General features: G+C 73.0%; 25 protein-coding genes. 19 read left to right on the top strand and 6 right to left on the bottom strand.

Going from position 1 to position 25807, the window contains the following annotated elements; genetic code table 11:
• Nucleotides 1-170 precede the first annotated feature (170 nt).
• Nucleotides 171-1517, top strand: coding sequence for a UDP-N-acetylmuramoyl-L-alanine--D-glutamate ligase (gene murD / locus AC0OLQ_RS25630; RefSeq protein WP_484528407.1), 1347 nt, complete (start codon nucleotides 171-173; stop codon nucleotides 1515-1517).
• 127 nt (nucleotides 1518-1644) lie between these two features.
• Here the strand turns inward: murD and AC0OLQ_RS25625 are convergent, their stop codons facing one another.
• The gene (locus tag AC0OLQ_RS25625) at nucleotides 1645-1812 is read right to left on the bottom strand and encodes a hypothetical protein (protein WP_484528406.1); all 168 of its coding nucleotides are present in this window, start codon (nucleotides 1810-1812) and stop codon (nucleotides 1645-1647) included.
• Between the two features lie 78 nt (nucleotides 1813-1890).
• Nucleotides 1891-2868, bottom strand: coding sequence for a hypothetical protein (locus AC0OLQ_RS25620; RefSeq protein ID WP_484528405.1), 978 nt, complete (start codon nucleotides 2866-2868; stop codon nucleotides 1891-1893).
• A gap of 103 nt (nucleotides 2869-2971) precedes the next feature.
• Here AC0OLQ_RS25620 and AC0OLQ_RS25615 point away from each other — a divergent pair, with 103 nt between their 5' ends.
• Nucleotides 2972-3829: a hypothetical protein gene (locus AC0OLQ_RS25615; RefSeq protein WP_484528404.1), complete on the top strand. Its 858-nt coding sequence runs from the start codon at nucleotides 2972-2974 to the stop codon at nucleotides 3827-3829.
• 6 nt (nucleotides 3830-3835) lie between these two features.
• Nucleotides 3836-4642: a hypothetical protein gene (locus AC0OLQ_RS25610; protein ID WP_484528403.1), complete on the top strand. Its 807-nt coding sequence runs from the start codon at nucleotides 3836-3838 to the stop codon at nucleotides 4640-4642.
• Nucleotides 4643-4660: 18 nt separating this feature from the next.
• On the opposite strand, the gene AC0OLQ_RS25605 is transcribed toward AC0OLQ_RS25610, so the two are convergent.
• Entirely contained in the window at nucleotides 4661-5560 is a 900-nt protein-coding gene (locus tag AC0OLQ_RS25605) for a glutamate cyclase domain-containing protein (protein ID WP_484528402.1), read from the bottom strand.
• 244 nt (nucleotides 5561-5804) lie between these two features.
• On the opposite strand from AC0OLQ_RS25605, the gene AC0OLQ_RS25600 reads away from it, so the two are divergent.
• The gene (locus AC0OLQ_RS25600; RefSeq protein WP_484528401.1) at nucleotides 5805-7112 is read left to right on the top strand and encodes an aspartate aminotransferase family protein; all 1308 of its coding nucleotides are present in this window, start codon (nucleotides 5805-5807) and stop codon (nucleotides 7110-7112) included.
• The gene (locus tag AC0OLQ_RS25595; RefSeq protein ID WP_484528400.1) at nucleotides 7109-8602 is read left to right on the top strand and encodes a CoA-acylating methylmalonate-semialdehyde dehydrogenase; all 1494 of its coding nucleotides are present in this window, start codon (nucleotides 7109-7111) and stop codon (nucleotides 8600-8602) included. Before AC0OLQ_RS25600 ends, AC0OLQ_RS25595 begins: the two co-directional genes overlap by 4 nt.
• Here the strand turns inward: AC0OLQ_RS25595 and AC0OLQ_RS25590 are convergent.
• A complete protein-coding gene (locus tag AC0OLQ_RS25590) occupies nucleotides 8574-9977 on the bottom strand; it encodes an acyltransferase family protein (RefSeq protein ID WP_484528399.1) in 1404 nt (467 codons plus the stop codon). The two genes, AC0OLQ_RS25595 and AC0OLQ_RS25590, sit on opposite strands and share 29 nt — an antisense overlap.
• A gap of 209 nt (nucleotides 9978-10186) precedes the next feature.
• On the opposite strand from AC0OLQ_RS25590, the gene ngcE (AC0OLQ_RS25585) reads away from it, so the two are divergent.
• The 4 genes from ngcE (AC0OLQ_RS25585) to AC0OLQ_RS25570 all read left to right on the top strand — a co-directional run bounded on the left by ngcE (AC0OLQ_RS25585) (nucleotide 10187) and on the right by AC0OLQ_RS25570 (nucleotide 14179).
• On the top strand, nucleotides 10187-11602 hold the full coding sequence (ngcE, locus tag AC0OLQ_RS25585; protein WP_484528398.1) for an N-acetylglucosamine/diacetylchitobiose ABC transporter substrate-binding protein: 1416 nt from the start codon (nucleotides 10187-10189) through the stop codon (nucleotides 11600-11602).
• A gap of 60 nt (nucleotides 11603-11662) precedes the next feature.
• Entirely contained in the window at nucleotides 11663-12571 is a 909-nt protein-coding gene (locus AC0OLQ_RS25580; RefSeq protein ID WP_484528397.1) for a carbohydrate ABC transporter permease, read from the top strand.
• A complete protein-coding gene (locus AC0OLQ_RS25575) occupies nucleotides 12568-13473 on the top strand; it encodes a carbohydrate ABC transporter permease (RefSeq protein ID WP_484528396.1) in 906 nt (301 codons plus the stop codon). The genes AC0OLQ_RS25580 and AC0OLQ_RS25575 overlap by 4 nt, the downstream gene beginning before the upstream one ends.
• A gap of 106 nt (nucleotides 13474-13579) precedes the next feature.
• Nucleotides 13580-14179, top strand: a complete 600-nt coding sequence (locus AC0OLQ_RS25570; RefSeq protein WP_484528395.1) for a hypothetical protein — start codon at nucleotides 13580-13582, stop codon at nucleotides 14177-14179.
• 333 nt (nucleotides 14180-14512) lie between these two features.
• Here the strand turns inward: AC0OLQ_RS25570 and AC0OLQ_RS25565 are convergent, their stop codons facing one another.
• Entirely contained in the window at nucleotides 14513-15499 is a 987-nt protein-coding gene (locus tag AC0OLQ_RS25565) for an N-acetylglucosamine kinase (protein ID WP_484528394.1), read from the bottom strand.
• A 153-nt stretch (nucleotides 15500-15652) separates the two neighbouring features.
• Between AC0OLQ_RS25565 and AC0OLQ_RS25560 the strand changes: the two genes are divergently transcribed.
• From AC0OLQ_RS25560 to AC0OLQ_RS25520, 9 genes are all read left to right on the top strand, one after another.
• Nucleotides 15653-16615 carry a MurR/RpiR family transcriptional regulator gene (locus tag AC0OLQ_RS25560; protein WP_357340135.1) on the top strand — a complete coding sequence of 321 codons (963 nt, stop codon included), beginning with the start codon at nucleotides 15653-15655 and terminating at the stop codon, nucleotides 16613-16615.
• Nucleotides 16612-17361, top strand: a complete 750-nt coding sequence (locus tag AC0OLQ_RS25555) for a sugar isomerase domain-containing protein (protein WP_484528393.1) — start codon at nucleotides 16612-16614, stop codon at nucleotides 17359-17361. Before AC0OLQ_RS25560 ends, AC0OLQ_RS25555 begins: the two co-directional genes overlap by 4 nt.
• 24 nt (nucleotides 17362-17385) lie before the next feature.
• Nucleotides 17386-18798 carry an N-acetylglucosamine/diacetylchitobiose ABC transporter substrate-binding protein gene (ngcE, locus tag AC0OLQ_RS25550; protein WP_484528392.1) on the top strand — a complete coding sequence of 471 codons (1413 nt, stop codon included), beginning with the start codon at nucleotides 17386-17388 and terminating at the stop codon, nucleotides 18796-18798.
• A gap of 22 nt (nucleotides 18799-18820) precedes the next feature.
• Nucleotides 18821-19762: a carbohydrate ABC transporter permease gene (locus tag AC0OLQ_RS25545; protein WP_357340129.1), complete on the top strand. Its 942-nt coding sequence runs from the start codon at nucleotides 18821-18823 to the stop codon at nucleotides 19760-19762.
• A gap of 13 nt (nucleotides 19763-19775) precedes the next feature.
• The gene (locus AC0OLQ_RS25540) at nucleotides 19776-20732 is read left to right on the top strand and encodes a carbohydrate ABC transporter permease (protein WP_484528391.1); all 957 of its coding nucleotides are present in this window, start codon (nucleotides 19776-19778) and stop codon (nucleotides 20730-20732) included.
• 64 nt (nucleotides 20733-20796) lie between these two features.
• Nucleotides 20797-22470: a bifunctional 3'-5' exonuclease/DNA polymerase gene (locus tag AC0OLQ_RS25535; protein WP_484528390.1), complete on the top strand. Its 1674-nt coding sequence runs from the start codon at nucleotides 20797-20799 to the stop codon at nucleotides 22468-22470.
• Between the two features lie 143 nt (nucleotides 22471-22613).
• The gene (locus AC0OLQ_RS25530; protein WP_484528389.1) at nucleotides 22614-23207 is read left to right on the top strand and encodes a nucleotidyltransferase family protein; all 594 of its coding nucleotides are present in this window, start codon (nucleotides 22614-22616) and stop codon (nucleotides 23205-23207) included.
• Between the two features lie 57 nt (nucleotides 23208-23264).
• Nucleotides 23265-24026 (top strand): hypothetical protein, encoded by a 762-nt coding sequence (locus AC0OLQ_RS25525; RefSeq protein WP_484528388.1) that lies wholly within the window; start codon nucleotides 23265-23267, stop codon nucleotides 24024-24026.
• A 49-nt stretch (nucleotides 24027-24075) separates the two neighbouring features.
• Complete coding sequence (locus AC0OLQ_RS25520; RefSeq protein WP_484528387.1) at nucleotides 24076-24408, top strand: TfoX/Sxy family protein; 333 nt, start codon at nucleotides 24076-24078, stop codon at nucleotides 24406-24408.
• On the opposite strand, the gene AC0OLQ_RS25515 is transcribed toward AC0OLQ_RS25520, so the two are convergent.
• Nucleotides 24377-24646 (bottom strand): hypothetical protein, encoded by a 270-nt coding sequence (locus tag AC0OLQ_RS25515; protein ID WP_484528386.1) that lies wholly within the window; start codon nucleotides 24644-24646, stop codon nucleotides 24377-24379. The genes AC0OLQ_RS25520 and AC0OLQ_RS25515 overlap by 32 nt on opposite strands.
• Before the next feature lie 120 nt (nucleotides 24647-24766).
• On the opposite strand from AC0OLQ_RS25515, the gene AC0OLQ_RS25510 reads away from it, so the two are divergent.
• Complete coding sequence (locus AC0OLQ_RS25510; RefSeq protein ID WP_484528385.1) at nucleotides 24767-25804, top strand: phosphotransferase; 1038 nt, start codon at nucleotides 24767-24769, stop codon at nucleotides 25802-25804.
• Nucleotides 25805-25807: the final 3 nt, after the last annotated feature.

Below are 25807 nucleotides of genomic sequence, written 5' to 3'. Positions count from 1 at the left end.
ACAGTTAACGTCGCTGCAGGACAGGGCGGAATCCCCTGCCCCCGAAGAACAGCCGGTGCCGGATGGGCGACAGCGGCCACCAGCCGTTCGAACGGCCGTGAACCTCAGCCTGTATAGGCTGGAATCGCCCTCATTCTTCATGAGGGGGAGGATGTCAACGAGGAGAGCCTGTGCGCCTGTCTGATCTGCGCGGACGTCATGTCGCCGTCTGGGGCGCCGGCCGGGAGGGCCGGGCCGCGGTGACCGCGATCGCCGCGCACGGCCCGGCCGGCCTGGTCGCCGTCGACGACAGCGCGAACTTCCTCACCCTGCCGTGGGAGGGCCCGCTCGCCGAGGCCGCGCCGCTGGTGACCGGGGAGGAGGGCTTCGCCCGGCTGGCCGCCGCCGACGTGGTGGTCCGCTCGCCCGGGGTGCCGAACACCCACCCGTGGATGGTCGAGCTGCGCCGTCGGGCCGTCCCGGTCACCCAGGGCAGCGCCCTCTGGATGGCCGACCACGCGGACCGGACCGTCGGGGTGACCGGCAGCAAGGGCAAGAGCACCACCTCCAGCCTGATCAGCCACCTGCTCACCGCGATGGACCGGCCGAACGTCTTCGGCGGCAACATCGGCGTGCCGCTGCTCGACCTGCCCGAGGCGGGGCTGTACGTGCTGGAGCTCTCCAGCTACCAGTGCGCCGACCTGACCGACTCGCCCCGGGTGGCCGTGGTGACCGCCCTCTTCCCCGAGCACCTCGACGCGCACGGCGGCGAGCGGGAGTACTACCGGGACAAGCTCAACCTGCTGGCGCACGGCCCGCACACCGTGGTGGTCAACGGCGCCGACCCGCGGCTGGCGCTCGAACTGGGGGACCGGGCGGCGGTCCGGGCCGGCTCGCCGGACACCACCCACGTGGCGAGCGGCCCGGACGGCGCCCCCTGGTTCCACCTGCGGGACACCCCGCTCTTCCCGCGCGCGGTGCTGCCCCTGGTCGGCCGGCACAACGAGGGCAACCTCTGCGTTGCGCTGGCGGTGCTCGACGCGCTCGGCGTCGACGTGGTGGCGGGCAAGGACAGCCTCGCCATCGCGGTCGCCGGGTTCCAGGGCCTCGCCCACCGGCTCACCGAGATTCCCGACGCGTCCGGGCTCACCTTCGTCGACGACACCCTGGCCACCAGCCCGTACGCGGCCATGCACGCGATCGACGCGTACGAGGGGCGGCCGTTGACCGTGATCGTCGGAGGGACGGACCGAGGGCTGGACTACACCCCGCTCCGCGACCACCTGGCCGAGCGGGATATCACCGTGATCGGCATCCCGGACAGCGGCCCCCGGATCGTCGACGCCCTGGCGGGGCTGCCGGCGGTGCGGACGGAGATCGCCGAGGACCTGGTCGCCGCCGTGGGGCTGGCCCGCAAGCTCACCCCGGCCGGCGGGGTGGTGCTGCTCTCCCCGGCCGCGCCGAGTTACGGCCAGTTCCGCAACTACGAGCACCGCTCCGAGGTCTTCGCGCAGGCGGTGGTCGACACCGCCCGCTGACTCAGCCCCGGTCGGCCGGGGCCGGGGACTCCGCGCCGGGCGGCAGCGCGGGCTCGGCGTCGTCCGCCGGCGCGCCGATCCAGAGCACGGTCCTGCTGAACAGCCTGCTCGGCCCGATCACCTGCGTCTACCGGACCGCCACCAACAGCATCACCGGCACGGCGGCCAACGCCACCAACTCGATCGCCTTCACCAACCAGGTGCTGACCAAGTCGTCCGGGCCGAGCCTCTGCTTCGGCACCGCGTACTTCTCCGCGACGTACTCGCCGGCGCAGGACGCCACCCAGGCGGGCAACCCCGTCTACGTCAACTGACCCCGGTCCACGGGCCGGTGCGCGGTGGTTCGCCGGGCACCGGCCCCGCCGTGCGCCGGTCAGCCGGCCGCCAGCGCCGTGTGCAGGGCGCGCATCGACCGGACCGCCGAGCGGATCTCCTGGAGGTAGCGCCCGGCGGTGAGGGTGGGCTCCGGCACCGGGACCGGCGGGGCCAGCGCCGGGTCCACCCCGACCGTGTCGATTCCGCAGCCGAACGGCACGGCGAGGGTGCGCAGCGCGTCGCAGTGCTGGAACGGCACGTAGATCGGGGCCGTCACCACCAGCACCGGATCGTCCGCGCGCAGCCGGACGTGCGCGGCCCAGAACCGCTGGGTGTCGGCGGTGTGTGCCCGCCGGTGGTCCGGCTCGCTGGACGGAGCGGCCAGGACCCGGACCGGCGGCAGCCCGGCGGGCCGGTAGGTGCGCGAGGACCAGGCCCGGTGCGGGTGGTCCGCGGTCTCGCCGGTCTCCTCGCTCGGCGCGTCCACCCCGAACGCCAGCCGCACCCCGGCGTCCAGCGCGTCCACCTCGGTGGCGCAGCCGTGCACCCCGACGTCGCCGAGCAGCCGCGACTCGACCGGGGAGAGGGCCCGGAAGCTGCCCAGCACCGCCACCTCGCCGGCGACCCCGGCGACCGCCCGGGCCAGGTGCGCGGCGTACGCGGTGCGCCGCAGGCAGGCGTGCGCCAGGCCGCCGAGGACGAGCAGGTGCGCGTACCGGGGCAGGGTGGGCGGGACGGCCCGGACCAGGCCCAGCGCCGTCGCCGCGTCGAGCACCAGCCCGACCGTGGCCGGGTCGAACGCCGGCTCCCGGGCGTCGGGGCGTTCCCGCCCGTCGCGGAAGTCCCAGTGCCGGGCGGAGAAGTCGTCCAGCCCGGCCAGCACCGCGCTCAGGTCACCGGCCGGCCAGTCGCCGCCGAAGTGCCCGACCAGGGCCCGCATCGGCGGCGAGTCCGCCCAGGCTCGGATCCCCGCCGCCAGTTCTGCCCGGGTCGTCCCCGCCGCGCCGGCCGGCAGCGCCACCTCCGTCGTCCGCACCAGGCGGATGCTACCGGCGGCGGGCGGCGGCCGACCGGCCGTTGTGGATCGTGGCTACGCTGAGCACACGAGTGATCGGGGGTGGCCGGTGGCGGGTGAGGCGATGCGGCGACGGGCGCGGGGCCGGAGCGGCTCGGCGGAGAACCTGGTGCGGCTGGTCGCGCACACCGACCCGGTGGCTCTGGTCGGCATCACGCTCTCGATCCTGCTGTCCGTGACGCTCGACCTGACCAACGCGGCCACCGGGGTCGAGTCGCTGCTCGCCGGGCTGATGGGCATCACCATCTCGCTGGTGCTCGACTCGCTGGCCCGGGCCGAGCGCCGGTTCCACCTGCGCACGCTGTTGGACGGGCCGCCCTGGCTGGTCCGCGCCACCCCGCAGCTCGCCGGCGCGCTCCGCGAGGCCGCCGAGCGGCACGCCGGGACCCGGGTGGCGGCCGAGGCGCAGCGGCGCTTCGAGGAGTTCCGCCGGGAGGCGGAGCAGCTCGCCGCGGGCCGGATCATCCGGCGCGGCGACGACGACGAGGACCTGCTCGGCGCCACCCGGGACTGCGCCCGGGAGCTGGTCGCGCTGACCAACGTGATGCCCCGGGTCAGCGGCGAGCTGAGCTGGTGGCGCGGGGATGTCGGCCGGCGCTACTGGGAAGCGAACCTGGCCGCCCTGGAGCGGGGCGTGCGAATCACCCGGATCTTCACCTACGCCACCCTCAGCCCGGAGCTGTCCGAGCTGGTGGAGACGCAGCGGCGGGCTGGCGTGCGGGTGGGCCTGTTGCCGCTCGGCGCGGTCAGTCCGCACCTGCACATCAACCTGGCGGTCTGGGACGGGTCGAGCTGCTGGGAGGCCAAGATGACCGCGCACGGCGAGATCAGCGAGAATGAGTTCTCCGTCCACCCGGCCGACGTGGAGCGGCTGACCCGGGCCTTCCGGCTCTGCGCCGACATCGCCACCTTCCAGGACTGAGGCGCCATGACGTGGAGTGCCGTCCTGCTGGTGACCGCCGTGGTCTGGGCGGTCAGCGTGATCCGCTCGGTCCGGGTGCGTGCGTTCGTCTACAGCCTGCCGCTGCCCATGACCCTGGCCCTGGTCACCACCGGCCACCGGGTGGACGGGCCGCAGCTGCTCGGGGTGGTCGGCCTCAACCTCTTCTTCGTCACGGTGGCGCTCACCCACCGCCGGCTGCGCTGGCCGATCCTCCTGGCCGACCTGGCCGGCGTCGCGGTCTACGTGGCGCTCAGCGCCGGGGTGCTGGCGGTGCCGGTGCCGTTCGAGGCGGCGCTGGCCGGCACCGTGGCGCTCTGGGCGCTGACCATGGTGCTGCTGCGCCGCCGGGCCGCCGCCGCGCCGCCACCGGAGCCGGCGGAGAACCGGCGGGACGGCCTGGCCGCGCCGGTCAAGCTGGTGGTCATCTTCGGTGGCGCGCTGCTCACCGGGCTGCTCGGCGAGCTGCTGCGGGGCATGGTGGTCACCTTCCCCTACTCGGGGGTGCTGGTCGCCGTCGAGGCCCGCCACCAGCTCGCCGAGTTCAGCCGGCACTTCGCCCGCAACAGCCTGGGCCTGATCGGCTTCCTCGCCGGTTACCACTACCTCCAGGACACCGCGCCGGCCCTCGCCCTGGCCGGCGGCTGGGCCGCCTTCGCGCTGGTCTCCGCCGCACTGCACCTGCCCCGCCGCCGTCCCGCCCGGCCGGCCGCCGCGCAGACCGGGCCGGAGCGCGCCGAGCCGCGTCCGGGCCGCCGGCCGCTGCCCGGCCCCGAGCGCCCCGCGGCCACCTGACCGACCCGCCGCCGGGGTTCAGGCCGCGGCCGCCACCAGCTCCGCGATCCGCGTCAGGGGCTCGGCGTACGCGGGCCAGTCCAGGCCGTCCACGCTGGGCGTCGCCCGCCGGCGTACGCCGTCCACGGCGCCGGCCCGCGCGACGATCGCGGTGAGCACCTCGGCGGACCACTCGGGGCGGAGCAGGTCGCGCAGGGCGGGCACCTCGGGGCGCAGCACCGCCAGCGCGCCGACCAGCGCGGCGGCCGCCCAGTTGGAGGTGCCGCCGACCAGCAGCGTCTCGCAGCCGACCACGCAGCGGATCCGCTCGCCCCGGTCGACCACCCGGGTCACCAGTTCGGCCGGCAGCAGGCCCATGCCCAGCTCGTTGCCGCCGTCGCCGATGCCGATCCGGAACGCGGGCCCGGCGGTGAAGAGCCGGTCGAGTGGGGCGCTGTGCCCGCCGATGTCCTCGCCGCGCATGTTGCGGGGCCGGCCGTCGACGCCCGGGCCGACCCGCTCGCAGGCGATCACGTGCGACAGGCGCGCGTACCGGGGCAGCATGGTCGCGGCCCAGTCGTCGTACCCGCGCAGTGGCGCCACGTCGAGCGGGACGCCGGGCGCGCCGGCGGCGATCGCGGCCTCGACCACCGGCGCGCAGGGCGCGTCGGTGACCAGCCGGGCCTGCCCGCCGAGCGCGCGCAGCGCGGCGGCGAGATGCACGGCGCCGATCGGGCCGTCGGTCTCGGCCGCGGGTGGGTCGGCGCCGGGGATGAAGAAGCCGGTCAGCACGGCGGCGTCCGGCGCGGGCCGGCCGGCGAGCGACCGGGCGGCGGTGAGCAGCCCGCCGGCCGTCGGTACGGCGAGCGCCTCGCTGCCCCGGCCCACCTCCCGGGCGGCGACCCGGGCCAGCTCGGCGACGGCTTCCTCGACCCGCATGACGCTCCCTCCGCCGGCGACGGGCCCAGGGTAGACACTCGGCTCCACTACTGCGGATCGGGTGGTCGTGCAGGCCGCTGACCAGCGAAATGCTGGGTGCCGCTCGGATTGCGCTCCGGAAACCGCAGTGGGTCGGTTGACGCGGTGTCAGGTGGGCGGCCCCGCTGCGCTACACAGTGACAGTTGTCCCTGCCTTCAGGTGGTGAGAGCGTGCGGAGACCAACCGCCGCTGAAGGGTGCGCCGATGACCTCCGACGATTTGCTGGCCCGGCACCGGGCCGTGCTCCCGTCCTGGATGCCGCTCTACTACGCCGAACCGCTCGAGCTGGTCTCGGGCTCCGGCCGCCGGGTGACCGACGCGGCCGGACGCAGCTACCTGGACTTCTTCGGCGGCGTGCTGACCAACATGATCGGCTACGACATCCCGGAGATCCGGGAGGCGGTCGAGCGGCAACTGCGCACCGGCATCGTGCACAGCTCGACGCTCTATCTGATCCGGCAGCAGGTCGAGCTGGCCGAGAAGATCGCCCGGGTCTCCGGCATCCCCGACGCCCGGGTCTTCTTCACCAACTCTGGCACCGAGGCCAACGAGGCGGCCCTGCTGGTCGCCACCAACTACCGCCGCTCGCACCAGATCCTCGCCGTGCGCAACAGCTACCACGGCCGGTCGTACGCGGCCATGGGCGTCACCGGCAACCGGGGCTGGTCGGCCAGCGCGCTCAACCCGCTCCAGGTGGCCTGGCTGCACTCGGGTGAGCGGCTGCGCGGCCTGCTGGCCCGGCTCGACGAGGACGACCGGATCGACGCGGCGGTGGAGGACCTGCGCGAGGTGCTCGCCACCCAGACCGCCGGCGACGTGGCCTGCCTGATCGCCGAGCCGATCCAGGGCGTCGGCGGCTTCGTGCACGGCCCGGACGGGCTCTTCGCCGGCTGGAAGAAGGTGCTCGACGAGCACGGCATCCTGCTCGTCTCCGACGAGGTGCAGACCGGCTGGGGCCGCACCGGCGAGCACTTCTGGGGCTACCAGGCGCACGGGGTCACCCCCGACCTGCTCACCTTCGCCAAGGGCATCGGCAACGGCTTCGCCCTGGCCGGCGTGGTCGGCCGGGCCGACGTGCTGGAGGCGGTGCCGGCGATCAGCTTCTCCACCTTCGGCGGCAACCCGGTCTCCACGGCGGCCGGCAACGCCGTCCTCGACTACCTGCTCGACCACGACCTCCAGGCCAACGCGGCGCGGGTCGGCGCGATCCTCGGCGACGGCCTGCGGGCCGCCACCGGCGGTCTCGACCGCGTCGCCGAGGTCCGCGGCAAGGGCCTCATGCTCGGCGTCGAGTTCGTCCGCCCGGGCACCACCGAGCCGGACCCGGCGCTCACCACCCGGGTCTTCGAGGCCTGCCGCGAGGGCGGCCTGCTGGTCGGCAAGGGCGGCCTGCACGGCAACGTGGTGCGGATGGGCCCACCGCTGACCCTGACCGAGGACGAGGCCCGCGAGGGCCTGGCCATCCTGGTCGAGGCCATCCGTTCCTCCGTCGCCGCGGAGGTGACCGCATGACCACCACCATCGGGCACTTCGTCGACGGGAAGCGGGTCAGCGGGGACTCCGAGCGGCGCGGGGACGTCTTCGACCCGGCCACCGGACGGCGTACCGGGCAGGTGGCGCTGGCCTCCGCCGCCGACGTGGCGGGCGCCGTCGAGGCGGCCGAGCGGGCCGCCGGGTCCTGGCGGGACGCCTCGCTGGCCAAGCGGACCGCGGTCATGTTCGCCTTCCGCGAGCTGGTCAACGCCCGCCGCGACCGGCTCGCCGAGGTGATCACGGCCGAGCACGGCAAGGTCCTCGCGGACGCCGCCGGCGAGGTGCAGCGCGGCCTGGAGGTGATCGAGTACGCCTGCGGCATCCCCTCGGCGCTGCGCGGCGGCTTCAGCGAGAACGTTTCCACCGAGGTCGACTCGTACAGCCTGCGGCAGCCGCTGGGCGTGGTGGCGGTGATCTCCCCGTTCAACTTCCCGGTGATGGTGCCGCTCTGGTTCGTCCCGGTGGCGATCGCCTGCGGCAACGCCGTGGTGCTCAAGCCCAGCGAGAAGGACCCGAGCGCGGCGCTGCTGCTGGCCGAGTGGTTCACCGAGGCCGGGCTGCCGGACGGCGTGCTGAACGTGGTCAACGGCGACAAGGAGGCGGTCGACGCGCTGCTCGACCACCCCGGTGTGAAGGCGGTGTCGTTCGTCGGCTCCACCCCGGTGGCCCGCTACGTGCACCAGCGCGGCTCGCTGGCCGGCAAGCGGGTGCAGGCGCTGGGCGGGGCGAAGAACCACATGGTGGTGCTCCCGGACGCCGACCTGGACCTGGCCGCCGACGCGGCGGTCAACGCCGGCTTCGGCTCGGCGGGGGAGCGGTGCATGGCGATCTCCGCGCTGGTCGCCGTGGAGCCGGTGGCCGACGCCCTGGTCGCCCGGATCGCCGAGCGGATGGGCCGGCTGCGCACCGGGGACGGCCGGCGGGGCTGCGACATGGGCCCGCTGGTCACCGCCGCGCACGCCGAGCGGGTCCGCTCCTACGTGGAGTCGGGCATCGCGGCCGGCGCGGTGCCGGTGGTGGACGGGCGCGAGGTGACCCCGGACGGGGACGCCGACGGGTTCTGGCTCGGCCCGACCCTCTTCGACCACGTCACCCCGGAGATGTCGATCTACACCGACGAGATCTTCGGCCCGGTGCTCAGCGTGGTCCGGGTCGGCTCGTACGACGAGGCGGTCGAGCTGGTCAACGCCAACCCGTACGGCAACGGCACGGCGATCTTCACCAACGACGGCGGGGCCGCCCGGCGCTACCAGCACGAGGTGGAGGTCGGCATGATCGGCGTCAACGTGCCGATTCCCGTGCCGATGGCCTACTACTCGTTCGGCGGCTGGAAGGCCTCCCTCTTCGGTGACCTGCACGCGCACGGTGCCGACGGGGTCGCCTTCTTCACCCGGGGCAAGGTGGTCACCAGCCGCTGGCTGGACCCGCGCCACGGCGGGGTCAACCTCGGCTTCCCCACCCAGACCTGAGCAGCCGCAGCACCCCCGCCCCGGCCAGGTACGCCACCAGCGCCGGGGCGGGCAGTCCCAGGGGCTCGGGCGCGGCCTTGCGGGTGAGGCTGTTCAGCAGCAGCCCGGCGACGAGCCCGGCGTACCCGAGGACGGCCAGCGCGGTGCGGAGCCGGCGGGCGCCCTCGCCGGCCGGGCCGGTCGCGGGCAGGCGGCGGGTGCGGGCCTCGATCGGGCCGAAGACGGCGACCAACGCGGCCAGCACCACGGTGAGGGCGAGCAGCCAGGGGATCCGCCAGCCCCACCAGGCCGCCGAGCCGACCGGGGGAGTGGGCAGCACGCCCAGCGCGTCCAGCAGCCCGGTGAGCAGCACCGCCGCGGTCAAATGCCAGAGGAACACGGTGAGCACCACGGCGTTCACCGCGATCACCGCCTGCCACGGCCGGGAGCGCCGGAGCCGGCGCTGCGCCGGCTCGCGCAGCAGCAGGATCAGGCCGAGCTGGGCGGCCGCCGCGGCGAGCAGCGCCAGGCTCGGCGGGGCCGCGTTGTCCAGCCGCTCGCCGGGCACGTTGAGCATCGCCACCGGGTACGGCCCGACCACCGTCAGGAGCACCAGCGCGACCAGCCCGCCGGCGAGCAGGGCCGCCCCCGCCCGGCGGGACAGCGGCAGCCGGCGCCGGCGCAGGCCGCGCGGCCTGGCGTCGACCGGCCCGGCCGTCGGGTCGTCGGGGCGCCCGGCCGGGGCGCGGGTGTCGTACCAGGCGAAGCCGAGTTGATGTACGGCCAGCCAGCCGAACAGGTAGTTGCCGGTCGCCAGGCCCGCCGGGCCGAAGATCCGTCCCAGGTCGCCGAGCGCGACGAGGGCGACCAGCACCAGCGGCACGGCCAGCCCGAAGCGGCGGTGCAGCGCGTACATCGGCGGGCTCAGCGGCACCACCACCAGGTAGGCCACCAGGAACCAGAGCGGGATGGTCGCGAACCAGACCACCGTGCGGACCTCGGCCGGGCCAGCGCCGCGCAGCGTGGCCACCGCGGCGCCGGCCGCCAGCACCACCAGCAGCGCGGTGGTCGGCCGGACCAGCCGGGCGCTGCGGTCGATCAGCCAGCCGGTGGCGGTGCCGCCCCGGTCGCGGCGGGCGGTCAGCGAGGCGGCGTTGGCGTAGCCGCCGACCAGGAAGAACACCGGTATCACCTGGGCCACCCAGGTCAGCGGCCAGGCCCAGGGCAGGTCGCCGAGGGCGGAATGGCCGGCGGGGCGGCCGGCCCGGTCGTAGTCGATGACGGTGACGCCCCAGTGGCCGAGCACGACCATGGTGATGGCGAGCGCTCGCAGCAGGTCGACGTAGCGCTCCCGGCCGGCCGGCGTGCGCTCGGCGAGCTGCCGGAGGCGGCGCATGGGCTCAGGCTATGCCAGCCGCCGCCAACTGGTACGGATAACGGTTCGGTCGTGAGGTCTTGTGGTCCGGGCCGCGCTGCCGTAGAAATTCTTCAGCAACATCAACTGAATTGAAGACAAGCAACAGCTGACACCCCCAGAGCCTCGACGCCGCGGCCGCCGTTCCCCCAGACCCGGCGGGCCGTGCGTACCCGAACCGAGGAGATGCGATGAACAGGCGTGAAATCCTCCGGCGGACCGCCGCCACCGGCCTCCTGGCCACCCCCGCCGCCGGCCTGCTCGCCGGCTGCGCCACCTCCGGTGGCGACGACAAGGGCGACTCCAGCGCCTACAAGGGCACCAAGAGCGAGCAGAACCCGCTCGGTGTCAAGGAGGACGCCCCGCTCGAGGTGGTGATCTTCAACGGCGGCTTCGGCGAGGAGTACGCCAAGGCCCACGAGGCCATGTACAAGGAGAAGTACCCGAAGGCGAAGATCAACCACTCGGCCACCCAGGAGATCAGCAAGACGCTCCAGCCGCGCTTCGTCGACGGCACCCCGCCGGACGTGGTGAACAACTCCGGCGCCGGGCAGATCGATCCCAACGGCCTGGTCTCCCAGAACGCCCTGGCCGACCTCGGTGACCTGCTCGCCGCGCCCAGCCTCGACATCCCCGGCAAGACGGTCAAGGACACCCTGCTCCCCGGCGCCGTCGAGGTCGGCTCCTACGACGGCAAGTTCCTGGTGATGAACTACACCTACACGGTGTACGGCATCTGGCACTCCACCAAGCTCTTCGCCGATCGCGGCTGGCAGTACGCCAAGACCTGGGACGAGCACATCGCGCTCTGCAAGCAGATCAAGGCCGCCGGCATCGCCCCCTGGACGTACGCCGGCCTGCACCCGCGCTACATGAGCTGGCCGCTGATCTCCACCGCGATCAAGCTCGGCGGGCCGTCGGTGGCGCTGGCCATCGACAACCTGGAGCCCAACGCCTGGAAGTCCGACGCCATGAAGGCCGCCGCGGACGCCTGGCACCAGATCGTCAAGGACAAGTACATCCTGGAGGGCTCGCCCGGCCTGGACCACAAGCAGTCGCAGACCGCCTGGTGTCAGGGCAAGGCCGCCTTCATCTCCTGCGGCTCCTGGCTGGAGAGCGAGCAGAAGGACGTCACCCCGGCCGGCTTCAACATGACCGTGGCGCCGACCCCGAGCCTGGGCAGCGGCGACAAGCTGCCGTTCGAGGCGATCCGGGGCACCGCGGGCGAGCCGTTCATCGTCCCGGCCAAGGCCAAGAACGTGGCCGGCGGGCTGGAGTACTTCCGGACCATGCTGTCCAAGAAGGGCGCCCAGGACTTCACCAAGAAGGTCGCCAGCCTCACCGTGGTGGCCGGCACGACCGAGGGCGTCGAGCTGCCGTTCGGGCTGAGCACCGTGGTCAAGGCGCTGGACGCGTCCGGGTCCAACGGCTTCAACTGGGTCTACAACAACTACTACCGCAAGCTCGAGCGCAACCTGGTCGACGCCGCCTGCGGCGAGTTCTTCAGCGGCCGGATCGGGCCGGCCGACTTCCTCGACCAGTGCCAGAAGGGCGCCGACTCGATCGCCCAGGACAGCTCGATCAAGAAGTACAAGCGGGCCGCGTGACGTGCCCGGTGGGGGTGGGTCCGCCCACCCCCACCGGTCGAACCAGGGAGGGGTCGCCAGGTGCGACATGGCAGATACCCGCTGATCGTCAGCTTCCTGCTGCCGCCGCTGGTGCTGTACGGCGTCTTCGTGCTCTCGCCGTACCTTCAGGCCTTTCAGATCTCGACCACCAACTGGCTGGGCTACTCCGCGCAGGCCGACCCGGTGGGCATGGCGAACTTCCGCACCATGCTGCACGACGGCTACGTCTGGAACGCGTTGACGAACAACGCGGTCCTGCTCCTCGTGGTGCCGGTGCTGACCATCGCGCTCGGCCTGTTCTTCGCCACCATGCTCACCATGGGCGGCCGCAAGGGCCGGGCCGGTGTGACCGGCGTCCGGGGCGCCGCGATCTACCAGCTGGTCTACTTCTTCCCGCAGGTGCTCTCGGTGGTGATCATCGCGCTGCTCTGGAAGGAGATCTACAACCCGCGCAGCGGCCTGCTCAACGGCGCGTTGCACGCGCTCGGCCTGCCCACCCCGGCCTGGCTGGGCGACCCGCGGTTCGCCTTCTGGTGCGTGCTGGCCGTGATGGTGTGGAGCAACGTCGGCTTCTACGTGGTGCTCTTCGGGGCGGCCATGCAGGCCATCCCGCGCGACATCTACGAGGCCGTGATGCTCGACGGGGCGTCCCGGGCGGTGATGCTCCGCAAGATCACCATCCCGCTGCTCTGGGACACCGTCCAGGTGGCCTGGATCTACCTGGCCATCGCCGCGCTGGACGGGTTCATCCTGGTCCAGCTCATGACCAACGGCGGCCCGAACTTCTCCACCGACGTGATCGGCATGCGGATGTACGACACCGCGTTCGGCAGCGAGACCAAGTTCGGCTACGCCTCCGCGATCGGCGTGGTGATGTTCTTCCTGACCCTGTCGGTGGCGGTGCTGGCGCTGCGGGCCGCCCGGCGCGATCGGATCGAGTACTCATGACCAGTGTGGACTCCGGCACCCGGCCGGCCCCGGCGGCGCTCGCCGAGCCGACGACCGGCCGGCCGCCGCGCCGGGAACTGGGCGTGGCGAACGTCTTCTCGCACGGCTTCCTGCTGCTCTGGGCGGCCATGACCGTGTTGCCGCTGGCCTGGATGGTGCTCAGCTCGCTGAAGAGCAACAGCGACATCCTGACCGACCCGTGGGGGCTGCCCGGGGCGCTGCACCTGGACAACTGGGCGCGGGCCTGGACCAAGGCGCACATCGGTCGCTACTTCCTCAACAGCGCCGTGGTGGTGGCCGGCTCGCTGACCCTGACCATGCTCCTCGGCGCCACCGCCGCGTACGTCTTCGCGCGCTACGAGTTCCGTGGCCGCCAGGTGGTCTACTACCTGTTCGTCGGCGGGATGATGTTCCCGGTCTTCCTCGCCCTGGTGCCGCTCTTCTTCGTGGTCCGCAACGCCGGCCTCTTCGGCACCTGGACCGGCCTGATCCTGGTCTACACCGCCTACTCGCTGCCGTTCACGGTGTTCTTCCTGACCGCGTTCTTCCGCACCCTGCCGACCGCGATCGCCGAGGCCGCCCTGATCGACGGCTGCGGCCACTTCCGACTCTTCTTCCGGGTGATGCTGCCGATGGCGCGTCCGGGACTGATCAGCGTCGGGATCTTCAACTTCCTCAGCCACTGGAACCAGTTCCTGCTGCCGCAGGTGCTCATGCAGGGCGATGAGTCGAAGTGGATGCTCGCCCAGGGGCTCAACGCGCTCGCCGTCAACCAGGGCTATGCCGGCGACTACGCCCAGCTCTTCGCCGGCCTGACCATCGCGGTGCTGCCGGTGCTGGTGGTCTACGTGAGCTTCCAGCGGCAGATCCAGGCGGGCCTCACCGCCGGTCAGCTCAAGTGAGGTGCCGGCTGCGGTGAGGTGGTGGTTGCCACAGGCAACGGGGCAGCGGGACCGCTGAAGGCCCCTCTATCGTGGGCCGGCACCTTCACCGATTGACAGGAATCACATGTTTGAACTTGTCTACGAGCTCCTGCTGATTCTCGGCGGCATCGCGATGGTCGCCATCGGCATCGCCATCAAGGAGCAGGGCACCGGCTCTCGGATCTTGAACGTCGTCGTGGGCCTCGGCTTCTTCGGCTACGGCTTCTACCTGATGTTCCTCGCTCCCGTGGGCAGTAGGTACACGATCTTCTTCTACGCCTTCATCCTGCCGATCCTGCTGATCGTGCGCGCGGTGAAGGCCCGCAAGGAGGCCCGCGAGCAGGCCGCGGCGCACCAGTTCGCCGGCGCGCCCCAGCCCGGCCAGTTCGCCCCGTCCGCCCCGGGCCAGCCGGCCCAGGGTTGGCCGGCCCCGCAGGGCCAGCCCGACCCGTACGGCCAGGCGCCGCAGGGGCACTACGGCCAGGCCCCGCAGCAGCCGGGCCAGCCCGGCCACCCGCAGGCGCCGTACGGCCAGCAGGCCCCGCAGGGCCAGTACGGCCAGCAGGCTCCGCAGGGCCAGTACGGCCAGCAGCAGGGCCAGTACGGCCAGCCCCAGGGTCAGTACGGCCAGCAGCAGGGTCAGTACGGCCAGCCCCAGGGGCACCCGGGCTACCCGAACGCCTGAGCCTCGCACCCCGCGAAGCGGGCCGGTCGACGCGCTGTCGACCGGCCCGCTGCTTTCGTCTCGGCCCCCGCCCCAGGGCGCCACGTCGGCAAGCTGGCGGAGTCGGCTCGCGGGGGGGTGACCGATTTTGACCACCGATTCGAGCTTTCGCGCCGCGGTCGCCCGCACCGGTTCCTTCCTCCGCCCGCCGTACAGTCTTGGCGACTTACCGTTCGTGGTGAACAACAACTCTCCAAGATCCGGAGCCAGCGTGGCCGGGTGGACAAGCCTGCGGCACTGCGAAACGTCGTCGAGTTCCAGGGGCCGGGCAAGCTGGCGCGGCGGTGGTGCGGGTCAGGCCGGGGGGACCAGGAGGGCGTGCAGTGCCGCCGGGTCGGTGACCTCGGGCAGGTCGCGGGCGGCCAGCCAGGCGGCCGCGGCCGCCCCGTTACCGGCGCTGTGCAGCGGGGCGTCCGGCCACCGGCGGGCCAGTTCGGCGCGGACCGCGGCGGCGAGCGGGGTGTCCCCGGTGAGCAGGCCGCCGCCGAGCACCACCGGGTCGGTCGCGCCGGCGGGCCGGATCCGGGAGACGCTCTCGGCCAGCAGCGCGGCCGCCTCGGCGACCAGGGCCACGCCGGTCTGCTCGCCGCTGCGGGCCGCCGCGACGACCAGCGGCGCGAGCCGGGCCAGTTCGACCGGGGGTCGCCGGGTCACCGCCTGCACCACCGCCTCGGCGGTCGCCCGGGCGCGGGTGGCCACCTCGGTGGTGCCGGTCAGGTCGGCGAGCACCTGGCGGGCCAGGTCGCCCGGCGGGTCGGCCCGGTCGAGGTCGGTGAGCAGCCGGCGGACCGCCTCCCGGCCCAGCCAGAACCCGGAGCCGGCGTCGCCGAGCAGCCAGCCGTGCCCGTCGGCGGTGCGGTCGAGGCGCAGGTCGCGTACCTGGGCGGCGATCGCGCCGGTGCCGGCGACGAGCACGGTGCCGTCCGGGGCCGCCGTGCCGGAGGCGTAGGCGACCAGGGCGTCGCCGTGCACGGCGTACGGGCAGCTCAGGCCGGCGTCGGCCCAGGCCCGGTCGAAGGCGGCCCGGCCCTGCGGGTCGGCGAGGAGCCGGCCGGCCCCGGCCAGCCCGATGACGCCGGCGCGGACCCGGGTCGGGTCGACGTCGGTGAGCGCGGCGCGCAGCGCGGCGAGGAGTTCGGCGGCGGCCCGCTCGGCGCCGTGGCTGGTCGGGTTGCCCCCGCCGGCGCGTCCGGTGCCGAGGCGTGACCCGTCGAGGCTGAGGGCGGCGGCGCGGGTGGACGTACCCCCGACGTCGAGGCCGACCACGACGGTGTCCGACATCCCTTCATGCTGGTCGGCCGGGCTTCCGGGCGCAAGATCCGGGCTGTGCGCCAGGTAACAGTTTGAAAACTTCGCCCACGCTCTTGACACAGAGGGGCCTTCAGTAAGAACTTTTACCACTAACAGTTAACACTCTTTTCCGAAAGGCATCCCATGGTTGATCACGAGGTGGACACCCCCGCGGGGACCGCGGTGGTCGACGCCGACGCGGTCGACCGGCGGGGTGCGGTGATCGTCTCCTCCGACGGCGTGCTGGCCAGGGTCCGGGCCGGGGCGGGGGAGCTGACGGGGGCGTTGCGCCGGGTCGCCGAGCACGTGCTCAGCGACCCGGAGGCGGCGGCCCGGGCCACCATCGTCGAGCTGGCCGAGCGGAGTGGCACCTCGCCGGCGACCATCACCCGGTTCTGCCGGGCCATGGGCTTCGAGGGCTACGCCGACCTGCGGCTCGGCATCGCCGCGGAGACGGGCCGGGCCCGCTCGGCGGGCTGGACTGTCGACATCGGCCGGGAGATCCAGCCCAGCGACCCGCTGTCCCGGGTGCTCGACCAGATCATGGCCGCCGACACCCGGGCCATGCACGACACCGCCGCGCTGCTCGACCTCCGCGAGGTGGAGCGGGCGGCGGTGGCCATCGCCGGGGCCAGCCGGGTGAACATCTTCGGCGCCAGCGGCAGCGCCCTGGTCGGCGAGGAGATGCAGTTCAGCCTGCACCGCATCGGGGTGGCCGCCTGGGCCTGGAGCGACGTGCACGAGGGGCTGGCCAGCGCCGCGCTGCTCGGCGTCGGCGACGTCGCGCTCGGCATCTCGCACACCGGGCAGACCCGGGAGACCATCGAGATGCTCGCCGAGGCCGGCAGTCGGGGAGCCACCACCGTCGCGCTGACCGGCTTCCCCCGCTCGCCGCTGGCCGAGCTGGCCGACATCGTGCTGGTCACCGCCAGCCAGGCCACCACCTTCCGGCCCGACGCGCTCTCCGCGCGGCACCCCCAACTCGTGGTGCTCGACCTGCTCTACATCGCGGTGGCGCAGCGCACCCACGACCGCGCCCACGCGGCCTTCCGGCGTACCGCCCAGGCCGTCGACGGGCACAAGGCCGAGAAGGGGGCCACCTCATGATCAGTGCCCAGCGCTACGCGGACGCCGTCCGCCCGGTGCTCGACCGGCTGGTCGACACCCAGGCGGAGGCGGTCGACCGGGCGGCCGACGTGATCGCCCGCGGGCTGCGCGCCGGCGGTGTGCTCCAGGCGTTCGGCGCCGGCCACTCCGAGGCGTTCGCCGCCGAGCTGGTGGCCCGGGCCGGCGGCCTGGTCCCGACCAACCGACTCTCCCTGCACGACCTCGTGCTGCACGGCGACGCGCCCCGCGACGTGCTCGCCGACCCCAAGCTGGAACGCGACCCGGCCGTGGCGCACCAGCTCTACGCCCTGGCGGCGCCGCAGCCGGAGGATGTGTTCGTGGTCGCCTCGCAGTCCGGCATCAACGGCTCGGTGGTCGAGCTGGCGGCGCTGGTCCGGGAGCACGGCCACCCGTTGATCGCGGTCACCTCGGTCGAGCACACTGCTCGGGTCGCCCCGCGGCACCCGTCCGGTCAGCGGCTCGCCGACCTCGCCGACGTCGTGCTGGACAATGGCGCGCCGTACGGCGACGCACTGCTGCCGCTCGAGGGCGGCGGCGCGGTCTGTGCGGTCTCGTCGGTCACCGCGGCGCTGCTGGCGCAGCTGCTGACCGCCGAGGTCGTGCGACGGTTCCACCAGGCCGGTGAGGTACCCCCTATCTACCTCTCCGCCAACGTCCCCGGTGGGGACGAGCACAACCTCGCCCTCGAGTCGCGGTACGCCGGGCGCCTCCGGCGGACCGCCTGACCCGTCACACAAGGAGAGACAAAGATGTCGGTTACCCCCGAGAACCTCGGCGACCTCAGCCGCCGGACCCTGCTTCAGCGGGCCGCCGCGGCCGGCCTCCTCGCCGCCCCGGCGATGGGCCTGCTCAGCGCCTGCGCCGGCAGCGAGCCGGAGAAGTCCGACACCGGCGGCGCGGCCAAGAGCAAGGACAACCCGTTCGGCGTCAAGGACGGCAGCGCCGTCAAGGTGGTCGTCTTCAACGGCGGTCTGGGCGACCAGTGGGCCAAGGAAGACAAGGTCATCTTCAACGCCAAGCACCCGAACGTCACGGTCAACATGTCTTCGACCCAGAAGATCAAGACCGAAGAGCAGCCGAAGATGGCGACGCAGCCGAGTGACCTGGTCATGAACTCGGGCGCCGACATGATGGACCGCAGCACGCTGATCAACGAGGGCGCCATCGAGCCGCTCGACGACCTGCTCACCGCGCCCGCCTGGGACGGCGAGGGCACCGTGGCGGACTCGCTGCTGCCGGGCACGGTCGGCGACGGCACCCAGAACGGCAAGTTCTACGTCGTGAACGTGGCCTACACGGTGTGGGGCAACTGGTACAACGCGGCGCTGTTCAAGAAGGAGGGCTGGCAGGCACCGACCACCTGGGACGAGTTCTTCGCCCTGGCCCCGAAGATCAAGGCCAAGGGCATGGCGCCGTACGTGCACGACGCCGCGCACGGCTACTACCCGCGCTGGGCGCTCATGGCCAGCATCTGGAAGACCGCCGGCAAGCAGGTCGTCGTCGACATCGACAACCTGAAGGAGAACGCCTGGAAGGCCGACGGCGTGCTCAAGGCGCTGGAGCCGTGGGAGAAGCTGGTCAAGGACCGGCTGCTGCTGCCGGGCAAGCTCGACCACACCCAGTCGCAGCAGGCCTGGCTCGACGGCAAGGCGGCGTTCATCCAGGTCGGCACGTGGCTGAAGAACGAGATGGCCGCCACCATCCCGCCGGGCTTCGAGCTGACCCTGTCCGACTACTGGCACAACGCCGACGACAAGGCACCGAAGGACGTGTTCGCCGCGTCCGGTGAGGGCTTCGTCGTGCCGAGCAAGGCCCCGAACAAGGAGGCCGCGAAGGAGTTCCTGCGGGCGATGCTGTCCAAGGCGGGCTCGGCCAAGTTCGCCGAGCTGACCAAGTCGCTGGCCTCCACCAAGGGCTCCGGCGACAACGTGCAGGACACCGCGCTCGCCAGCGCCAACAACCTGATGAAGAACGGCGGCACCGAGCTGATCTCGGTCAAGTTCCAGGACTTCTACGCCGACCTGGACAAGGAGAGCCAGAACCTCTCCGAGGAGCTGATGGCCGGCCGGCTCACCGCGCAGCAGTTCGTCGACAAGATGCAGGCGGCCGCCGACAAGGTCGCCAAGGACTCGTCGATCAAGAAGCAGACCCGCACCGCCTGATCAGACGGAGAGAGTGAGTCCAATGCGGCACGGAGTCGCGCGTTTCGTCACGGGCTTCCTGGCCCTGCCCGTCGCGCTGTACCTGTTCTACGTGGTGTGGCCGTTCGCGCAGGCGGCGGGATACTCGCTGACCGACTGGGGCGGGTATTCGGATTCCCAGAACTTCGTCGGGCTGGACAACTACGTCCGGCTGCTCTCCGACGAGCTGATCCGGAAGGCGTTCTGGCACAACGTTTTCTTCCTGGTCACCGTGCCGCTGTTCACCATCGCGCTGGCCCTGTTCCTCGCGTTCCTGCTCAACGTGGGCGGACGCGAGGACAGGGCCGGCATCCGCGGGGTGTTCGGCTCCGCCCTCTACAAGGTCATCTTCTTCTTCCCGCAGGTGCTGTCGCTGGTGGTCATCGCCGTCATGTGGCAGCAGATCTACCGGACCGACCAGCAAGGCCTGATCAACGGCCTGCTCATCAAGATCGGGCTGATCGACGCGGAGAACCCGATCGCCTTCACGGCCGACCCGGAGCCGTTCCTCGGCGTCCCGGCGGTGCTGTGGTGGCTGCTGCTGATCGCGGTCTGGAGCGGCGCCGGTTTCTACATGGTGCTCTTCTCCGCGGCCATGCAGTCGATCCCGAAGGACATCTACGAGGCGGCGATCCTCGACGGGGCGGGCCGGTTCCACACCTTCTTCCGGGTCACCCTGCCGCTGCTCCGGGACACCATCTCGGTCGCGTGGGTCTACCTGGGCTTCATCGCCCTGGACATGTACGCCCTGGTCTTCGTCATGACGCCGAGCCAGGGCGGCCCGAACCACGCCAGCGAGATCTTCGCCTCAGTGATCCAGTTCAACGCGTTCCAGAAGGGCCAGTTCGGCTACGCCTGCGCGATCGCCGTGGCGCTGGCCATCTTCACCATCCTGCTGGCCGCCCTCCAGCTGAGGATTACCCGCCGTGAGCGGATCGAGTTCTGAGGAGGCCTGGACGATGAGCACGGTGACCCACACCTCCGACCAGAGGCGACCCGACGCGGCGCCGCCGACCGGTCCCGCAGGGGGCCGACGGGCGGGATCCACCGCCGGCAGCATCGGCGGCCGGATATTCAACGGCTTCTCACACCTGTTCCTGGCCGTGTGGGCGATCATGGTGGTCTACCCGCTGCTCTGGGTGGTGATGTCCGCACTCAAGACCGACTCCGAGGTGATCCGCGAGCCGCTCTCGCTGATCCCCGAGTCGCTGCAGTGGGACAACTTCGCCCGGGCGTGGACGGCCGGGATCGACAGCTTCTTCCTGAACACGCTGCTCGTGCTGGTCTTCAGCGTGACCCTGACGATGCTGCTGGGCTCGATGGCGGCGTACGCGCTGGCCCGCTACGAGTTCCGGGGCAACCGGCTGATCTACTGGATGTTCCTGTCGGGGCTGACCCTGCCGGTCTACCTCGCCGCGGTGCCACTGTTCAAGGGCGTCTACAACATGAACGTGGTGTTTCCGCTGCTCGGCCCGAACAAGCACGTCACGCTGATTCTGGTCTATGTGGCCTGGTCGCTGTCGTTCACCGTCTTCTTCATGCACTCGTTCTTCCGGACGCTGCCCGACACGATCGCCGAGGCGGCCCAGGTCGACGGCGCCTCGCACACCAGGACGTTCTTCAGCGTGATGCTGCCGATGGCCAAGCCCGGCCTGATCAGCATCGGCATCTTCAACGTGCTCGGCCAGTGGAACCAGTGGTACCTGCCGACCCTGCTCATGCAGTCGGTCGCCGGCGAGCCGAAGCACCAGGTGATCGCCCAGGGGTTGATCGAGCTCTCGGTCAACCAGGGCTACAAGTCCGACTGGTCCGGCCTCTTCGCCGGGGTCACCATGGCCATGCTGCCGGTGCTGATCGTGTACATCGTGTTCCAGCGCCAGGTGCAGTCGGGCCTCACCGCCGGCGTCGGCAAGTAACCCCCGCAACCCCGCTGCCCGGTCCCTCCCACGTCTGTCGGAGGGGCCGGGCAGAATCGCGTCCGTGCTGGTGGCGGTGGAGTCCGACGAGCGGGGCGGCGGAGTGCTGCAACCGCTCGACCCGGCCGGCCGCCCCACCGGCCCGGCCGAGCCGGTGGCCGATCTGGCCGCCGCGGTGGCCGCGCGGGAGGCCGCCGACCGGCCCCGCTGGGTCTGGGCCACCGGCGCCACCCTCTACCCGGCGCTGCTGCGCGCCGGCGTCCGGCTCGACCGGTGCCACGACGTCGAGCTGACCGAGGCGCTGCTGCTCGGGCACGCCGGCCGCTGGGGCGAGCCGCGCTCGCTCGCCGCGGCCTGGGCCCGGCTCACCGGGGCGCCGGTCCCGCCGGACCCGGCGCCCCGCCCGCCGGAGCCGCCCGGCCACGGCCAGGGCGCGCTCTTCGACGCGCCGTCCGGCCCGCCCGGCCCGGGCGTCGCGGCGTTGACCCGGGTGTACGCGGACCAGCTCGCCCGGATCGCGCGGACCGGGCACCCCGGCCGGTTCCGGTTGCTGGTGGCCGCCGAGTCGGCGGGCGCGCTGATCGCCGCCGAGATGGGCGCGGCCGGGCTGCCCTGGCGCGCCGACGTGCACGACGCGATCCTGGCCGACCTGCTCGGCGAGGCGTCCCCGGTCGGCGGGCCGCCCCGCCGGCTGGCCGAGCTGGCCGCCCGGATCGCCGAGGCGTTCGGCGTCCGCCAGGTGCACGCCGACTCTCCGGCCGAGCTGCTGAAGGCGTTCGCCCGGGCCGGCGTGGAGGTGCCGAACACCCGGGCCTGGGTGCTGCGCGGGGTGGAGCATCCGGCGGTGCCGCTGGTCCTGGAATACAAGGAGCTCTACCGGATCTGGACGGCGCACGGCTGGGCCTGGCGGGACGCCTGGGTCTCCGGCGGCCGCTTCCACCCGGAGTACGTGCCGGGCGGCGTGGTCTCCGGCCGGTGGGCCACCCGGGGCGGCGGGGCGTTGCAGATTCCGAAGGTGATTCGGCGGGCCGTGGTGGCCGACTCGGGCTGGACCTTCGTGGTGGCCGACGCGGGCCAGCTCGAGCCGCGGGTGCTCGCCGCGGTCTCCGGCGACGAGCGACTGGCGGCCGCCGGGGGCGCCGGTGACCTCTATGCGGCGCTGGCCCGGGACGCCTTCGCCGGTGACCGGGCCCGGGCCAAGGTGGCCCTGCTCGGCGCCATGTACGGGCAGACCGGCGGCGCCGCGGTGCCGGCCCTGGCGGTGCTCAGGAAGAACTACCCGACCGCGTTCGGCCACGTCGAGGCGGCCGCCCGCACCGGCGAGGCGGGTGGGCTGGTCCGGTCGTGGCTGGGGCGCACCTGCCCGCCGGGGTCGGCCGGCTTCGACGAGGGCGACGAGGCGGCGGCGGACGCCGGGGCGGATCCGCAGAGCCCGCGCGCCCGGGCGGCCCGCTCGCGCGGGCGGTTCACCCGCAACTTCGTCATCCAGGCCACCGCCGCGGAGTGGGCCTCCACGCTGCTGGCCACGCTCCGCACCGAGCTGGCCGGCACCCGGGCCGAGCTGGTCTTCTTCCAGCACGACGAGGTGATTGTGCACTGCCCGGCCGAGGCGGCGGAGGCGGTCGTCGCCGCCGTCACCGAGGCCGGGGATCGGGCCACCCGGCTGCTCTTCGGCGAGACGCCGGTCCGCTTCCCGCTCGACCTGTCCGTGGTGGACTGCTACGCCGACGCGGCATAGTCGGTCAATTTTCCGTTTTGCCCCGCTACCCGCTCCCGGGCGCGCTCGTTGGGCCCGGTGTGCGTACGACGGGACGGACCGGGCGCGGCTGCCTACGGTCCGTCCCCCAGGTCGAGGGGGCACCGCTGAACCGGATCGCAGGAATGATCATCGCCGCTGGTGGGGGCCGCCGGATCGGCGGGCCCGAGGCGCTGCTGCACCAGGGGAAGAAGCCCCTGGTGAGCCAGATGATCGACACGCTGGCCGGGGCGGGCTGCGTGGAGGTCGTGGTCGTGCTGGGCGCGGCGGCGGACCAGGTGCGGCAGACGACCGACCTGACCGCGGCCACCGTGGTGGTCAACCGGGCCTGGGGGACCGGGGTCGGCTCCTCGATCCGGGCCGGGCTGGCCGCGCTGACCGACGAGACCATCGAGGCGGTGGTCGTGGTGCCGGTGGACATGCCCGGGCTCACCGCCGCGGCGGTCCGCCGGGTCGCCGCCCTGCCGTACCCCGACGTGCTGGTCTGCGCCACCTACGACGGGCTGCGCGGCTACCCGATGCTCTTCGGTCGGCGGCACTGGTCCGGCATCGCCACCCTGGCCAGCGCCGACGTCGGCGCCCGGCCCTACCTGCTGGCGCACAAGGACCAGATCGTCGACATCGCCTGCGACTCGGTGGCCGACGGCAGCCGGATCGACAGCCCGGAACTGATGGCCCTCTACGGCCTGAGCATCCCCGAGCAGCGGGTCGGTGTCTGAGGCGGACTGAGTATCCGTACGGATGTGGCGGGCGGCAGAGCGCCCATACTCATTCCCATGCGTCGACTCGCCACCGCCCTGCTGTGCCTGGCCGCGCTCGTGAGCTGCGCCAGGCCGGGCGAGACGCCCACGCCGGGCGACTCCGCCGAGGACACCCGCTGGGCCACCTACCAGGCCGACGTCACCGCGGTACGCCTCAGCGACGACCCACGCTCGCTCGTGCTGACCGTGGCGCTGCTCGCTGACGCCGACGGATGCTCCCGCAATCCGCGAGTCACCTACTTCGTCGAGGAGAACAACCGCATCTTCGCCAACGTGGTGCAGGACTCCCGCCTGTCGGGGGTGGTCGGGGCCTGCCCCACCCACACACCCGGCGAGGTGAGGCTGTCCGCGCCGGGCCCGATTGCCGGCCGCGTCGTCGTGCTCAACGGCGAGCCGTGGAAGGTCGACGGTGGAGATTACCGCCGCTGCGATCCGACGTTCGGTTGTGACCCGATGCCGGCAAACCACTGTGACCCCGCCTGGATCAGCGTCGCCGTCCGGGGCATGGACGTGTCCCGGCACTCCGTCGGCTCGCCCGAGGGCTGCGACGGCACGTGGCTGGTCATGACGGTGCCGTTCGATCCGGTGCCGTGCGGCGCCGAGGCGAGGCCGGGCTGCGAACCGACGGTCAACGTGCGCCGCTATTTCCTGCGCTGGGCCGGCCAGCGCGGCTGGGCCACGATCGCCAGTTCGACGGAGGCCGGCTGCGGACGTGCCCGCACCGTGGAGCCGGCCTTCCCGGAGAAGCTCTGCGCCGACCTGCCCAGGCCGTCCTGATCCGTCCGCCGGGGCGTCCCGGGATGTTCCTGGGTGCCAGGATGCCGGTATGGCGTATGACGAGGACCTCGCGGACCGGGTCCGGGAACTGGTCGGGGGCGAGCCCGGGTTCGCCGAGCGGCGCATGTTCGGCGGCCTGGCGATGATGGTGCAGGGCAACATGGCGGTGGTCGTCCGCGGTGCCGGCGGGCTCATGGTCCGCGTCGACCCGGCGGAGTCCGAGCGGCTGGAGGCGGAGCCCGGTGCGCAGGCGACGGTGATGCGGGGGCGGCCGATGCGGGGATGGATCACGGTGGATCCCTCGGCCTGCGCGGGTGATGCCGATCTGGCCCGTTGGGTCGATCGCGGCGTCAGCTACGCCGGGACCCTGCCGGCGAAGTAGGGCGGCGACCACTGGACGGCGGCTCGAGACCGAGCCGGTCGGCCAGCTCGCCCACGATCGCCGCCAGTGCGGAGGGGGCCGGCCGCCGGGTGACCAGGAAGAGGGTGAAGCGGCCCGGCACCGGCGCCGCCGAGACCTCTTCGTCCGGGCCGGCGTAGACGTGCGCCAGCCCGCGCGGCAGGACGACCGGGCAGCGCAGCAGCCGGCCCGTGCGTACCGCGGTCTCGGCGGTGGCCACCCGCTTCGGGCGGGAATGGGCCCGTGACGAGACCCGGCGTCGCCGGGACGTCTTCGCGCCGATGGCCCTGGAGCGCGTACGGTCCGGTCGGTGGCCGTCCCGGCCGGTAGGCTGCGCGCGATGACCCGACCTCCGCTCGATCTGGTCCCCGCCGAGGTGCCCGCGCAGCCGTTGACCCACAACCCGCTCAACGGGGTGACCGGCGGCATCTGGCGGACCCGTCGGGACGGACGGCCGGCGGTGCTCAAGCTGATCACGCCGCCGGGCGGCAGCGGCCCGGCGCACTGGGCGGCGAGCGCCGACGCCGGTCACTGGAACTACTGGCGGCGCGAGGTCGAGGCGTACCGCAGCGGGTTGGCCACCAGCGCCTGGGCCGGCGCGGGCCTGGCCGCACCGGATGTGCTGGCGGTCGAGGACCGGCCGGACGGCACGGTCGCGCTCTGGCTGGCCGAGGTGGACGGCCGGCCGGGGACCGCCGGCACGGTGGGCGACTTCGCCGAACTGGCCCGCCGGCTCGGCGCGGCGCACGCCGCCTGGCTGGACCGGGGCGGCGAGCCGTCCCGCCAGGACTGGCTGGCCCGGGATTGGCTGCGCGACTACACCTTGAGCCGTCCGGTGAGCGAGCCGGTGCCGTGGGACCACCCGGTCGCCGTCACCGCCTGGCCCGCCCCGCTGCGGGAGGACCTCCGCCGGCTCTGGGAGCGGCGGCACGCGATGCTGGCCGCCACCGACCGGCTGCCCCGGACCCTCTGCCACCACGACGTGTGGCCGGCAAACCTGATCTTCACCGACGGCGCGCCGGTGCTGCTGGACTGGTCCTTCGTGGGTCCCGGCCCGATCGGCGAGGACGCGGCCAACCTGGTGCTGGACACCTTCTTCGACGGCCTGGTGGACGTCGCGCTGCTGAGCGACGTGGCGGACGCGGTGGTGGCGGGATACGTGGAAGGGCTGCGCGGCGCGGTGGACCCCGCGCTGGCCGCCCGTGCGGTCCGGCTCACCGGCGCGGCCAAGTACTTCTGGCTCGCGCCGGTGATGCTGAACCGGGCCGGCGGCGCCACCGGCCAGACCTACGACCGGCGGGACGAGGGGGAGATCTTCGCCGGCCGCCGGCCGGTGCTGGAGCTGCTCGCCCGCTGGGCGGACGAGCAGCTCCGGTGACCG

This window comes from Micromonospora sp. Utrum1, from assembly GCF_057197805.1.
This window is presented reverse-complemented; position numbering and strand designations above follow the sequence as displayed.